The organism is Streptomyces sp. PL-29, from assembly GCF_058344425.1.
Genome location: NZ_CP136996.1, coordinates 2,855,064 through 2,868,748 on the forward strand (window position 1 = coordinate 2,855,064; position 13,685 = coordinate 2,868,748).

The 13,685-nt window shown below is 74.6% G+C and carries 11 protein-coding genes; 2 read left to right on the top strand and 9 right to left on the bottom strand.

All coding sequences use genetic code 11. The features are described from left to right. Window positions 1-152: 152 nt before the first annotated feature. Window positions 153-1,724, top strand: coding sequence for a glycoside hydrolase family 26 protein (locus R4Z63_RS12945; protein ID WP_384450019.1), 1,572 nt, complete (start codon window positions 153-155; stop codon window positions 1,722-1,724). A gap of 5 nt (window positions 1,725-1,729) precedes the next feature. On the opposite strand, the gene R4Z63_RS12950 is transcribed toward R4Z63_RS12945, so the two are convergent. From R4Z63_RS12950 to R4Z63_RS12990, 9 genes are all read right to left on the bottom strand, one after another. Further along, on the bottom strand, window positions 1,730-2,872 hold the full coding sequence (locus R4Z63_RS12950; protein ID WP_037925067.1) for a GNAT family N-acetyltransferase: 1,143 nt from the start codon (window positions 2,870-2,872) through the stop codon (window positions 1,730-1,732). Further along, window positions 2,869-3,672, bottom strand: coding sequence for a YveK family protein (locus R4Z63_RS12955; protein ID WP_384450016.1), 804 nt, complete (start codon window positions 3,670-3,672; stop codon window positions 2,869-2,871). Before R4Z63_RS12955 ends, R4Z63_RS12950 begins: the two co-directional genes overlap by 4 nt. Before the next feature lie 82 nt (window positions 3,673-3,754). Next, entirely contained in the window at window positions 3,755-5,026 is a 1,272-nt protein-coding gene (locus R4Z63_RS12960; protein ID WP_384450013.1) for a glycosyltransferase, read from the bottom strand. Next, window positions 5,023-5,799 carry a polysaccharide deacetylase family protein gene (locus R4Z63_RS12965; protein WP_037925065.1) on the bottom strand — a complete coding sequence of 259 codons (777 nt, stop codon included), beginning with the start codon at window positions 5,797-5,799 and terminating at the stop codon, window positions 5,023-5,025. Before R4Z63_RS12965 ends, R4Z63_RS12960 begins: the two co-directional genes overlap by 4 nt. Then, window positions 5,789-7,981 (bottom strand): murein biosynthesis integral membrane protein MurJ, encoded by a 2,193-nt coding sequence (gene murJ / locus R4Z63_RS12970; RefSeq protein WP_491522542.1) that lies wholly within the window; start codon window positions 7,979-7,981, stop codon window positions 5,789-5,791. The genes R4Z63_RS12965 and murJ overlap by 11 nt, the downstream gene beginning before the upstream one ends. Continuing rightward, the gene (locus tag R4Z63_RS12975) at window positions 7,978-9,363 is read right to left on the bottom strand and encodes an O-antigen ligase family protein (RefSeq protein ID WP_384456528.1); all 1,386 of its coding nucleotides are present in this window, start codon (window positions 9,361-9,363) and stop codon (window positions 7,978-7,980) included. The genes murJ and R4Z63_RS12975 overlap by 4 nt, the downstream gene beginning before the upstream one ends. Continuing rightward, on the bottom strand, window positions 9,363-10,898 hold the full coding sequence (locus R4Z63_RS12980; protein ID WP_370466508.1) for an exopolysaccharide biosynthesis polyprenyl glycosylphosphotransferase: 1,536 nt from the start codon (window positions 10,896-10,898) through the stop codon (window positions 9,363-9,365). The genes R4Z63_RS12975 and R4Z63_RS12980 overlap by 1 nt, the downstream gene beginning before the upstream one ends. Continuing rightward, on the bottom strand, window positions 10,895-12,082 hold the full coding sequence (locus R4Z63_RS12985) for a glycosyltransferase (RefSeq protein ID WP_384456525.1): 1,188 nt from the start codon (window positions 12,080-12,082) through the stop codon (window positions 10,895-10,897). The genes R4Z63_RS12980 and R4Z63_RS12985 overlap by 4 nt, the downstream gene beginning before the upstream one ends. 19 nt (window positions 12,083-12,101) lie before the next feature. Next, window positions 12,102-13,193 carry a DUF3344 domain-containing protein gene (locus tag R4Z63_RS12990; RefSeq protein WP_384456522.1) on the bottom strand — a complete coding sequence of 364 codons (1,092 nt, stop codon included), beginning with the start codon at window positions 13,191-13,193 and terminating at the stop codon, window positions 12,102-12,104. A gap of 174 nt (window positions 13,194-13,367) precedes the next feature. On the opposite strand from R4Z63_RS12990, the gene R4Z63_RS12995 reads away from it, so the two are divergent. Beyond that, complete coding sequence (locus R4Z63_RS12995) at window positions 13,368-13,622, top strand: chaplin (protein ID WP_384456519.1); 255 nt, start codon at window positions 13,368-13,370, stop codon at window positions 13,620-13,622. The last annotated feature ends 63 nt before the right edge of the window (window positions 13,623-13,685 follow it).

Consider the following 13,685-nt stretch of genomic DNA (forward strand, 5'->3'; position numbering starts at 1 on the left):
ATGGCAACGGTGTCTTTCACCTAGTCGGACCAAGCGGGAGTGGTGTGCAGCTGCTAATGGCCTAGGCGGCAGTCACCGAACAGGCCGTTCGTCAGATCTGATGCCTAACGTCTTGGACAAGCACACCGATTCAGGAAAGCTCGGGAGACGCCATGCCCAGACCACGCCGCCGACTGGCGGGCACCTGCATCGGCACGGTCACGGCCGGACTGCTCGCCACCGGGGCCGCCCTCGCGGCGCCCGACGAGGACCGGATCAAGGACTCCGGCACCGCCATGGGCGCCTATCTCGACTACGGCCCCAGTGGGGTGGCCCGCATCCCGCACCTCTCGCGCTGGCTGGGCGGCCGGGAGATCCGGGTCGGCCACACCTATCTCCCCGGAGACCAGTGGGCCGGCATCGAGGGCCGGGTCTCCTTCCTGGAGGACTGGGCGCGCTGGCGTCTGGCGGACGACGACCGGATGTTCGTCCTCAACGTGCCCATGCAGGCGCGCAACGAGGCGCGGGTGCCCGACCAGCAGGTGGCCCAGCTGATCCGGGCGGGCGCGCGGGGCGAGCACGACGAGCACTTCCGCAGGCTGGCCCAGCGGCTGGTGTCGCTCGGTGTCCCGGACACGGTGATCGTGCTCGGCTGGGAGATGAACGGCGTCACCTACACCCACCGGTGCCGTCCCGATCCGGCGAACTGGAAGCTGTACTGGCGGCGCGTCGTCACCGTGATGCGCTCCGTGCCCGGCCAGGAGTTCAAGTTCGACTTCGCCCCGAACCGCGGTACGGACGCGATCGGCTGGACCAAGTGCTATCCGGGCGACGGCTACGTCGACATCATCGGGATGGACTCCTACGACCAGGGGCCCGGCCAGACCTTCGACGACCAGATCTCCCAGCCGTACGGGCTCCAGCAGCACGTCGACTTCGCACGGGCCCACGGCAAGGCGATCTCGTACCCCGAGTGGGGCCTGTTCCGGCGCGGTGACAACCCGGAGTACGTGCGACGCATGCTCCAGTGGATCGCGCAGCACAAACCGCTCTACCACACGATCACCGACTACTGCCCGCACGGTGTGTGGCAGTGCAAGCAGAACCCCGCGTCCACGAAGGTGTTCCGAGACGCGCTGACGCCCGAGGCGCCCGGCCCGGTGGTCCCGACTCCGGTGGTCCCGACCCCGGTGGTGCCCACACCGGTCGTGCCCACGCCCGTGGTGCCGACGCCGGGCGTTCCCACACCTCAGGTCCCGACCCCGCAGGTCCCGACGCCTCAGGTCCCGACCCCGCAGGTCCCGACCCCGCAGGTCCCGACCCCGGACGTCCCGACCCCGCAGGTCCCGACCCCGGAGGCCACCGAGCCCTCCCCGGTGGAACCGAGCCCGGCCGTGCCGAGCCCCGAGGTGCCGCTTCCGGTGACCCCGAGCCCGCTCGTGCCCTCCCCCGTCGCACCGAGCCCGGAGGCCCCCGAGCCCGTCACCCCCAGCCCCGAAGTGCCCAGGCCCTCGCCCGTGACGCCCTCTCCCGTGGCCACGGCGCCCGTCACGCCGGGCCCGGTCGTACCGAAGCCCCAGCCCACGCCGGTCAAGCCCGCGCCCCAGCCGCAGCAGCCTCCCCTCGGCAGCCGGCAGTGGTGCGTGCCGGTCAACCTCGGCGAATGGCTGTCCAAGCTCGTCGGCAAGCAGTCGGTCTGCTTCAAGATCGACCTGGGGGACGGCTCCGGCTTCTGGCCCTTCTAGCCGGGTCATCGCACCCGCAGTTCGTTGAGCCGCGCCCGCCAGTCCCTGGCGGCCGGCAGCGCCTCGCGCAGCGCGTCCACCGCCCGCTCGCGCCCCGTCAGCTGCGACTCGTGCAGTCGCAGCAGGGGCGCGAGCGCGGTCGTGGCCATCAGGAAGCGCTGGTTGACGACCGTCGCCGGCCGCCAGTGGTTCTTGTAGGGCTCGTTACCCCGCAGGAAGCTCACCACCGGCCGGCCCTCCGCCAGCGCCCGCCCGGCCTCGTAGCGCAGCAGCAGCGTCGCCACGTCCACCTTGCGCGCCCGCAGGTCCGGGTCCGCGCCGTAGAGGTAGCCGCCGCTGAGCCCCGCGGACAGCAGCGTGACGTTGGCCGCCACCACCTTGCCGTCCAGCCGGAACTCCGTGAGCCGGCCCTGGCCGGCCCGCACCATCCGGCGGGTGGCCCGGGTGAGGTGCTCGGCGAAACGGGGGCGCAGGTGCTCCGGCGTCACCCCGCGGCCGCGCCACTGCTTCTCGTGCAGCCGCAGCAAGTTCCGTACCGCGCGCGGCACCTCCTGCTCGGTGGCCTCGTGCTCCTCGATGCCCGCCGCGTCGGTCTTGCGCAGCTTCGCCCGCACCCGCTGGGCGCCGGATGCCGGCATGCGCTTGACCAGTTCATCGAACGGCAGCGTCGGCAGCTCCATGCACGTGGAGTCGGCGAGCCTGCTGCCGATCCCGGGCCACTGCCGGTACAGCTCCTCGGCGGCGGCCCCGGGGCGCACTTCCCGCAGGTCGACCACGGCACCGCGCGCGGCCCGGTGCAGCCCCTGGGCCAGCGCCGGGACGACCTGGTCGGCGTGCTCGTCGGCCACGAGCACGTCGAAGTAGTCGGTGATCGGACCGCCGAGGGGGACCAGCAGCGGGATCGGCCGGTGTACGAGCATCAGGGCGGCCGCGCCGACCAGTTCCCCGCCGCGCCGGACGAGGACGATTCGGAGCCGGCCCTCCTTGCCGTACGACAGCCACCAGGAGTGCAGCCAGGCGTGGCTCTGGAAGGGGGTGGCGGTGGGACAGGCGCGGACGAGCCGGTTCCACGGCTCCTCCAGCGCGGCGAACTGCCGGGGGTCTCGGCACAGCGTCACCGACAGGGCCCCGGCGGAGCCCGGCTTCATCGCACGGACTCCTTCTCCTTGACCGAGGCCGGCTCACCCTGGGCGGGAAGGGTGGCGTACTCCTCGGCCGGGGCCCCGGTCACGCGCTCCGCCGCCGGGCCGGCCGCGGGCCCGGCCAAGCCCTCCTCCGGGCGCCGGGCGCGGCCGGGCCGGGCGAGCAGCCACAGCCCGCCCAGCAGCCCGCCGGCGCAGAGCCCGACGGCACCGCTGACGGCGGCGGACGGGGAGGCAGGGTCGGTGGGGGCCACGGCCTGGTTGAAGAGCAGGAGCTGCACGCCGGTGTTCTTCGCGGCCTGGTTGCTGCTCAGCGACAGGGCGTCGGCGACGGCGTTCGCGATGTCGGCTGCCTCGCCGGGGCTCTTGGACGTGCCGGTGATGGCAATCATGGGGGACTCGGGGGAGGTTTCGGCCCGCACCTGGGTGCGCAGCTCGCGCGCGGTGATGCCCGCCCGGGGCTGCGCGTAGGCGAGGGTGGAGCTGCTGGTGGCGATACGGGCGTACGCCTGCGCGAAGCCGAGGGCGGTGGCGGGCTGGGTGGTGTCGTCGGGAACGGCGACGACATAGCTGGTCGCGGCATACTCGGGAGCCTTGATCAGCCCGTACGCCCCGCCGGCGGCGAGCCCCAGCACGGCGCAGGCGGGCAGCGGCCACCACACCGGGGGCCGGGTGAGGCGCCTCCTGGGCCTCTTTCCGGAACGGTGGTCGGCCTTGCGCTCCGGCTTCTTCTCGGACGTCCCGCTCTTCTCGGTCTTCGCTGTCTTCTCTGCCTTCTCGATCTTCGTCTCGGCGGTGTCGGCCATGTGCGTGCTCGCTTCCTGGAGGGAGGTGGGTTCCTGCGGGTCCCGGCCGGGACCCCTTCCGGGACCCCTTCGGGGGTGGGGATCAGCCACGGGGGCCCGGGGTGCGCCGCGGGGTGCCGGGGCCGGGCACCGTCAGTCCCGCCGCCGGTCCCGGGGCGGGCTCCGGGGCGGAGCCCGGGCCCCGGTCCGGGGCAGGGTCCGGCCCCCTCGGGCCCGGCGCGGTCGAGAGGGCGAGGTCGTACACGTCCAGCAGCCGACGTGCACTGCGGGCGATGTCGTAGCGGCGCACCACCGGGGGCGGGGGCAGTCGGCGCGCACCCGCCTCCATGTGGCCGCGCAGCGCCGCGACCAACTCCTCGGTGCCGGTCCCGATCCGGCGCGCTCCGGGGGCCTCGGACGCGGGCAGGTCATCGATGGCCGGGCAGGTCACGTGCAGGACGGGAAGTCCGGCGGCCAGGGCCTCGACGACGGCGAGCCCGAAGGCCTCCTCCCGCGACGGTGAGACGAAGACGTCCATGGCGGCCAGCAGGGCCGGGATGCCGGGGGTGCGGCCGTCCGCGCTGTCGCCCAGGGGGTCCCGCTCCCCCAGCAGGTGGACACGGCTCTGTGCGCCGAGCTCGGCGGCCAACCGGCGCAGCCCCGCCCGCTGCGGGCCGTCCCCGACCAGCAGCAGGTGTGCGCCCGGCAGCGCGGCGATGGCCCGCACCAACACGTCGAACCGCTTGCCCGGGACCAGCCGGCCGACCCCGCCGACCACGAAGGCCCGCTCGGGCAGCCCGGTGCGGGCCCGGGTCGCCCGGCGGACAGCCTCGTCGAAATGGAAGCGGACGGCCTCGATCCCATTGGGTACGACGTGAACCCGCGCGGCCGGCACCCCCCATCCCTCCAGCCGGGCGGCCACGGTGTCCGACACCGCCACGGTCGCCGCGCCCAGGCGTTCGCTGGCCAGGTACAGCGCGCGCACCCCGCCCGAGAGCGGCCGGCCCTCGATCTCGCCCTCGCCGAGGGAGTGCTCGGTGGCGACGGTCGCGCCGGTGCCCGCGAGCCGGGCCGCGAGGCGCCCGTACACGCAGGCCCGGTACAGGTGCGTGTGCACGAGGTCGTACTGGCCGCGCCGGATGAACCGCACGAGTCGCGGCAGCGCCCCCAGGTCCCGGTTGCCGCGCATCCCGAGGTGCACGACCCGTACGCCGTCGGCCCGCAGCCCCTCGGCCACCGGTCCGGGATTGGTCAGCGTCAGCACGTCGCACCGCATCGGCATGTGACGCAGCATCAGCCGCAGTTGCTGCTCCGCGCCGCCGACACCGAGGCCGGTGATGACGTGCAGGGCCTTGACCTCCTCGATCGGCTTCACCGGTGCACCGCCCGGCGCAGCACCGCGACCCGGTGGCGCACCTGCTTGACCCGCAGCCGGGTGGCGCCGTCGGCCTGGCTGACGTGCGTGCGCGGCAGGGCGTGCGGGCCGGCGAGCCGGCCGGGGTCGATGGCGCAGGCGTATCCGTAGCCGGCCGCCCGTGTCGCGTCGACGACGCGGGCGTCGAGGTGGCCGTAGGGGTAGCAGAAGCCCTCGGGCACGGTTCCGGTCAGCTCCCGCAACAGGTCACGGCTGCCGCGCAGTTCCTGCTGGAGCACGTCGTCGGCGGCCGCGGTGAGGTCCTGGTGGAGCAGGCCGTGCGAGCCGATCTCCTGTCCGGCAGCGGCGACCTGGCGGATTCCCTCGGCCGTGAGCAGGGACTTGCGCGGCCCCAGCGGGTCCCACACGTTGTCCACGCCGAGCCGGCCGGGCAGCACGAAGAGGGTCGCGGTGCAGTCATGGCGCTGGAGCAGCGGCAGCGCACGGGTCAGGAAGTCGGTGTAGCCGTCGTCGAAGGTCAGGCCGACGAGCCCGGCTCCGTGTCCGGCCGCCCGGGCCCGCAGCAGCTCGCCGACCGACACCCCGCGCAGGCCCCGGGAGCGCAGCCACAGCAGCTGGGCCTCCAGGGCGCGCGGGGTGACGGTGATCCCGTACGGGTCCTCGGCGGGGTCGGTGAACTCGGCGACCGAGTGGTACATCAGGACCCAGGGCGATGCGGTCCGGCGGGCGGGTACCCCCACGGCGGCGGGGGCCGTGTCGGTGTCAGCGGGCATTGCGGAACCTCTGCGTGAACTGGGAGATCTGATCGGGCAGGGCGGTGACTTCGAGGGCGCGTATGGCTGTGCCGGTGGCGCCGAACATGGCCGGTACCAGCAGGCAGCCGAGGCCGGCGCTGAGCAGCGGATCGGGGATCATCGGCCCGGCGATCCAGCCGGTGGCGCATGCGGCGGCGGCAGCCACCGCGAGCCGCCCGATGCCGGCGGCGACCCGGCGGACGTGGATGTCGATGATCCGCGGGCCCAGACCGGTGAGCAGCAGGGCGGCGGCGGTGGAGATGCCCGCGGCGTTGGCGGCGGCGATCCCGTACGTGCCCCACCAGCGGACGGCGAAGGCTCCGGCCACGATGTTGACGAGTAGTCCGGCACTCATCGCGAGCGCCGGGAACCAGGTGGGCCGGGCGGTCGAGAAGAAGGGCCGGGACAGCGCCCCGACGAGGCAGTGGCCGAGCAGTCCGAGTCCGTAGACCCGCATGACGGAGGCGGTGGCGAGGGTGTCCTCATGGGAAAAGGCGCCCCGTTCGAAGAGGACCTGGATGATCTGGGGGGCGTAGCCGATGACGAGCGCGGAGCCCATCAGGACGGCGAGCGAGGCCAGCGCCAGGTCGCGCTCCACGCGCCGGCGGGCCTTCTCCCGCTCGCCGCCGGCCATCGCCTGGGCGACGACGGGAAAGGTGACGGTGCAGATCATCAGCGACAGCACCATCGGCATCTGCGCGACCTTCTGCGCGTAGTTGAGGTGGGAGATCGCCCCGGAGGGGAGCGAAGCGGCCAGGAACCGCTCGACCAGCACCTGCGACTGGCGGAAGACGGCGAAGAGGACGACGGGGGCGATGACCCCGAACGCGATGAGGGTGGGGCGGTCGCGGTCGCGCTGGCTGCGCGGGGCGGCGGCCCGTCTGACCCGGGGCGGTCCGAAGCCCACGTTGCGGATGAAGGCGGGGAGTTGGACGAGCGCCATCAGCAGCCCGCCGACGGCGACGCCCGCGGCGGCGGCCCGCACACCCCACAGGGAGTGGAGGGCCACCATCGTGCCGATGATGCCGATGTTGTACGAGACGTAGATCGCGGCGGGCGGCAGGAAGGAGCGGTGCGCGCGCAGCGCGGCGCTGAAGTAGCCGGCGATGCCGAAGGAGAGCACGGTCAGCGCGGTCAGACGGGTGCACTCGACGGCCAGTGCGGGGTCGGGCAGGCCGGGCGCGAGCACGGCGACGACGGCCGGAGCGGCGACGACGAGGAGGGCGGCGACGACGGCCAGGAACACGACGAGCCGTGGCAGGGTCGCCCCGACCAGCATCCGTACGGGGTCCTGGGCGCGGGCCTCCCTGCGGGTCAGCCCGGCCCGGCCGGCCGCCCGCCGGGCCAGGGCGTGGCTGAAGGCCGGGACCATCAGCAGCGCCATGGCGTCCTCGATCAGCAGCGTCGAGGCCATTTCCGGGAGGGTCCAGGCGATGAGGAAGGCGTCGCTGGCGTGACCGGCGCCGAAGAGGTGCGCGATGGTCTGGTCGCGCACCAGCCCGAACAGGGCCCCGGCGGCGGTGAGCCCGGCGGTCACGGCGGCGGCCTTGGCCAGGAACCGTCCGAGCGGCGCCCCTCCGCCCGCGGCGGACGCGGCCGGACCGCCCCGGCTGCGGGCCCGCCGGAACCGGCTCGCGCGGGAGGTGGCGGGAGCGGGCGGTTCGGCGGCGTCGCGGCGGACGCCGCCGAACCGCCGGCTCCCGGGGCCGGCGGGGCCGGAGGCCGCGCCCCGGCCGGGCACGGCGCGCAGCTGCCCCCCGCCCGATCGGGCGGACGCGTCCTGACTGCGGACCTCGCCGAGCCCGTCGGCCGGCCCCCGGGCTCCGGGGGCGTTGGCGGATGCGGTCGTGGTGCGGGCCGCCACCCGCACCCCGAGTCCGGCCGGGGCCCCGCCGGGATAGCCGGCGGCACCGAAGTGCGGCCCCCGCGCGGCGGCCCCGCCGCCCGGCAGGCCTCCGGTGACGAACCCCGGGCCGGGCTCGCCGGGGCCCCCGGCCGCGGGTGCGGGCGCGTCCGGCACGTACCCGGCAGGGCCGGACGAGTCCTCCCGCCCTGCGGGTTCGCCGAACGGCGCGGTCGGCGCGGGGGCGGCCGGGACGCGGGTGTGGCCCGCCCCGGCCGGAGGGCCGGAGGCGGGCCGCCAGGGCGTGGTGTCCGTCACCGGCCGCTCGAACTCTCGGGGACGGCCCCCGGGCCGGGGAGGGCGCCGCGCAGCGGATCCGCACCGCCCGGGGAGGGCAGGGCCCACCAGGCCGCCAGGCCGACGATCACCCCCGTCAGGACGGTGGACGGGCCGCCGATGTCCGCGTAGAGGAAGTCGGTCAGCTGCCACACGAACAGCCCGGTCGCGATCAGCCCGCAGTCCCGCGTCCGCGCCCCGGCACCGGAGGCGAGCCGCCGCAGCCCCGCGACCAGCAGGACCGCCCAGCCGCCCGCCAGCGCGACCAGCCCGATCAGCCCCTGCTCGCTCAGGATCAGCAGGTACATGTTGTGCGGGGAGAGCAGCGGCTGGCGGATGTACGCCTGGCCCGCTCCGGCGGTGTCGCTGCCGGAGGAGAGCCCGAGCGAGGCGTGGCCGTCGCGGTGGGCGGGGAAGCCCTTGAGGCCCACGCCCACCGCCGGCCGCTCGCGCCACATCGACTCGGCGGCGGCCCACATCGTGTAGCGGTCGGTCACCGACTGGTCGGGGGCGCTGGAGACCTGGGTGATGGAGTTCAGCCGCTCGGCGACCATCTCGGAGCCGACTCCGAGTCCGCCCACCAGGACCACCCCCGCGGCGGCCAGCGCGGCGAGCACCGTGAGCGCCCGCCGGATCCCGGCCAGCGCCATCACCAGCAGCGCCGCGCCGAGGGTGGCGATCCAGGCACCGCGGCTGAACGACAGCACCAGCGGCAGGACGAGCAGCAGGGCGCAGCCCGCGGCGGTCCGCCGCAGCCGGGAGGGCGCTCCGGGGGCGAGCGCGGCCGCGGTCGCGACGATCAGCCCGTAGGCGACGACCGTGGCCATGCCCATGACGTCGCCGGGGCCGAAGGTGCCCACGGCCCGGACGTCCTCGCCCTGGTAGGAGGCGCCGGTGTGGGTCGCGTACTGGACGACCCCCACCGCGCCCTGCACCAGGGCCAGGACCACGAAGCAGCCGGCCGCGAGCCGGAACTCCCGTGCGTCGCGCACGAGCAGCACCACGGCCGCCGGGACCAGCACGAAGACCTGGAGGTAGCGGACGAAGCCCGGCAGGGCGGCGTACGGGTCACCGGCGGTCACCGTCGCGACCGCGAGGCCGACGGCCGGCGCGCCGAGGACGACGGCGCCCAGCGGCGTCAGCGCCCGCACCCGGCCGCGCAGTGCCTGCACGGCGCAGACGAGGACCAGCAGCAGGGAGGCGGCGTCGGCGGGGCCGACCTTGCCGGAGGCGGTCACGTCCCCGGCCGGGAGCGGAGCGAGCAGGAGCAGCACGGTCGCGGCGAGCGGCAGCAGCGGCCAGTGGCGGCGCAGTGTGCCCGGCACGTCCGGGCGGGTCCAGTGTCCGGGAGCGGCGAGGCTCATCAGCTGCCTCCCAGCCGGAAGCGGAAGAAGGAGGCGGCCGTGCGGGCGAGGATCCACAGGTCCTGCCACAGCGACCAGGTGTCGATGTAGTGGTTGTCGAAGCGGGCCCGGTCCTCGATGGAGGTGTCCCCGCGCAGGCCGTTGATCTGGGCGAGGCCGGTGATGCCGACGGGCATCCGGTGGCGGGCCTCGTAGCCGGGGTGGACGGTGGAGAACTTGGCGACGAAGAAGGGCCGTTCGGGGCGGGGGCCGACCAGGCTCATGTCGCCCCGTACGACGTTCCACAGCTGGGGCAGCTCGTCGAGGGAGGACTTGCGCAGGAAGGAGCCGACCGCGCTCATCCGGCAGTCCCCGGCCACGGTCCAGCGGGTGGCCGACTCGTGCGCGTCGGCGCGCAGCGTACGGAACTTCAGCAGGGTGAAGGGGCGGCCGTAGAGGCCGACCCGCTCCTGCCGGAAGATCACCCCGGGCCCGTCCCAGAGCCGTACGGCTGCCGCGCAGAGCAGCATCACGGGGGCGGCGGCCACCAGGGCGACCAGCGCGAGCGCGGAGTCGATGATCCGCTTGGCCCAGCGCTCCAGCGGCCGGGCCGGGCGCGGCAGCAGCGGCTGCACGGCGTAGCCCCACAGCTGGTCGGCGGGGTGGGCCAGCCGCATGCCGGTGACCTTGGCGGTGCCGGACGGGTCCGCGAGCCACAGCCGGCAGCCGTGGTCGTGGAAGAGCCGGACCAGCGAGGCGGTGCGCTCGTCGGCTTCGGGCGGGCGGGTGAACACCGCGTGCCGGACGGAGTTCTGGATGACCGCGCGCCGGATGTCCTCGTGGGTGGACAGGAGCGGGAGGGCGCCCCCGTCGCCGTCGGCGGGAGCAGCGGTGTCGGCGAGCCCGACCGGGCGCAGGCCGAACTCGGGGTGGCCGTGCAGGGCGGCGGCCACCGCGCCCGCCCCGGCTCCGGGGCCGACGACGAGGGCGGAGGCGGGCTGGCGCACGGCGGCCCGGCGGTGCAGCTGGTTGGCGAGCCCGCGGCCCGCGCAGACCAGTACGGCCTGCAGGCACACGGCGGTGAGCAGCACGCTCCAGCCCATGGCGCGCGCGGGGTCGAGGGCGGCGGCGACGGCGGCCGCCGCGCACCACAGGACGGCGGAGCGCGCCACCAGTGCGGGCAGTTCGAGGAGGGCGGAGGGGGCGAGCCGTGGCCGGTACAGGCCGGCCTGCGCGTGCAGGGCGACGAGCAGTACGGGCAGTGCGGCGGCGGCCGGCGCGGCCGCCGGGACGGGCAGCGCGGGACCGGGCAGGGCGGCGGCGGTGACCACGGCGGCGAGCGCGTCGGCGGTGAGCAGGGGGAGCGCCCGGCTGCGGGGGCGGACGCGCTGCGGGCGTACGGCGGACCGGGCCCGGTCGACCCGGGGCCCGCGGGGCGGGTGGATGGCGGTCGCGGACCGGCGGGCTGCCGCGTGGGGCGCGGGCGCGAAGGCGCTGCCACCGTGCCCTGTGCCGCCCTGTCCGGTGTGCCGGGCGGGTGCGCTGTCCATCGTCATCGGCTGATGCGCTCCTGGTTCAAGGGCCGGGGCCTGCCCAGCAGTTCGTGGTACAGGCTGCTGACCGCGTCCGTGGTCCGCCGCACGTCGAAGTCGGTCCGGGCGTACTGCCGGGCCTGCTCACCGAGTTCGGCGAGGAGCCGCGGCTCGGCGAGGAGCCGCCCCAGGGCCTTGGCCAGGGCCGTCGGGTCCTCCGGCGGCACCAAGCACTGGCGTCCCTGGCCGGGCGGCAGGCTCTCCCGGGCACCGCTGACGTCGGAGACCAGGACCGGTCGGCCACAGGCCATTGCTTCGAGCGGGGCGAGCGCCATGCCCTCCCACCGCGACGGCAGTACAACGAGATCGGCGGCCCGAAGCCACGGTCGGATGTCGGCGGCGGCTCCGGCGAAGTGCACACCGGACGGGGCGGTACGCCGCAGCCGTTCGGTGTCGGGACCGTCGCCGACGAGGGCGAGGCGGGCCGTGGGGACCGTCGCGAGCACCTCCGGCCAGGCGCGCAGCAGGACGTCCTGGCCCTTCTGGGCGCAGATCCGGCCGACGCAGACGGCCAGCGGCCCGCCGGACGGGAAGGAGGCGGGCAGCGGCAGTGCCGCGCGGGATTGCGCGCGGTCCTGGTTGGGGTCGGGTGCGCCGGGCCGGAAGTGGTCGAGGTCCACACCGTTGCGGATCACCGTCCAGTGGGCGGTGATGCCCTCGCTCTCGCCCGCGCGGCGTTCGGCCTCGCTGACGCAGAGCACCCGGTCGGCCCAGCGGGCGCCGTACCTCTCCCAGCGCAGGGCGAGCGCGGCGGTGGCTCCGCCGACGGCGTCGAAGGACCAGGCGTGGGGCTGGAAAACGGTGGGCAGTGTCCCACGCGCGGCGAGCCGTCCGGCCAGTCCGGCCTTGGCGCTGTGGGCGTGCAGCAGGTCGGGCCGTACGTGGCGCAGCAGCGCGCGGGCGCCGGCCAGTTCGGCGGGGAGTCCGGGGCCGGGGGCCCGGCGGGCCCGCCAGGTGAGCACCTCGGCCCCGGCCGAGCGGACCGCGTCGCCGAGCGCGCCGCCGGGCGGACAGCCGACGACGGCGCGGATCCCCTCCGCGGTCTGGGCGCGGACCAGGTCGGTGACGACCCTGGCGACACCGCCGTCGACGGGCTGTACGAGGTGGAGGACGGTCGTGGGCTGTGCTGCCCGGGAGTGCGTGGGCACGTGGAGTGGTCTCCTGCGTTCAGCGGCGCGCGTCTGTCTGAACGAAGAGCACACCGAGGAAATGACCCTGACTTTCGCCCGTGAACCTGAAGTTCAGGCTGCGGGCACCACCGGACAGCGCGGGACTGAGGTCGAACACGTCCGCGTCATATCCGAGATTATTCATATGATCCGGCTGTCGCACGAAAGATTGACCGTCGAATTCCGTGATCGTGGAATTCATGAGGTCATTGAAAGGGTTTTCGCCGTCGCTGATGCTCACCCGGCGACCGCTATCGGACGTTACGGTGAGTGAGTCGCCGAGGACGCCCCGGTCCCCGTCGTACGCGACCACACCGACTCGCCCCGCCGCCCCGGCCGGTACCTCCAGGCCACCGATCTCGACCGTCCCGTCACCGGCCCGGGCCACGAGCGACTCGAAGCCGTCCCACAGCGAAAGCCGGCGCAGCGGCTCCTGCGGGTGCTCGTAGGCGACGACGAGCGTCCAGCCGCCCCAGGCGCCGACCTCGGAGTGGCCCATGGCGATGTTCAGCTGGGAGACCGTCCACATCCCGGCGCCACCCCTGCGCACCAGCGGGGTCACGTCCGCGGAGGCCTGGTAGGCGTCGCTGCCCGCGTCCGTACGGTGGCCGATCACCGTGTCGGCGAGCACCTCCTTGTAGGCCCCGCCCGGCTCGGCGACCAGCACCCGTCCGTTGTCCTCCGGCGGCTTCTGCTCGCCCACCCGCAGGTTTCCGCCCCAGTAGAGCCGGGCGTACGAGACCTTCGCGCCCTGCGGGACCTTGAGCTCGGCCCGGGTGGAGTTGTAGGTGTCCGGGTTCTTGTCGACCTCGCTGTAGAACATCTCGAACTCGCCGTTGACCCCTGCCGCGCCCCGCTTGACCTCGGCGCACGGCTCCGCCTGCGGGGACTTCTCCCTGCGGCAGCTGATGCCGGAGTTGGAGGCACGGACCAGCCCGCCGTGCTGCACGGCCTGGTAACGCTGGGTGAACGGAATCCGGGGCAGCTCCTTGGGCGCGGGAGCCGGGGCCGCCAGCGCGGGGGCGTTCACGGAAAGTGCGAGGCAGGACAGCAGGCCGAGTGCGCCGAGGATTCTGCCGGAGGAACCCATGACCCTGTCTCCATTTTCGATCAAGGGGACAAAACAGGAGTGAACTTTGTCAGAAATCGGGCTGGAAATCACGTCGGACTCGCTCGTACGGCCTTTTGGGCGATAACACGCACCCTCGCAACGGACGGGTCGTTATGAGGTGCACCATTGTTCGAACCGAAAGGAAATACGCAGATGAAGAAGAGGCTGGTGCGCGGCACCACCGTCGCCGCCGTGGGCGTCGCCGTGCTGATGGGCGGCGCGGGCATCGCCTCGGCGCACGGCGGGGGCGGCGCGACCGCCGAGGGCATCGCCGCCGGCTCCCCCGGTGTGGCGAGCGGCAACCTGGCCCAGGTCCCGGTCCACGTCCCCGTGAACGTCTGCGGCCTGACGGCGAACCTGGTCGGCGCGCTCAACCCGACGTTCGGCAACACCTGCGTGAACGCCTGAACGTCAACCGCGCCGCCCGAAACGGCTGCATCCGGGTGAAGCCACGCAACCCCCGTCGGGGCG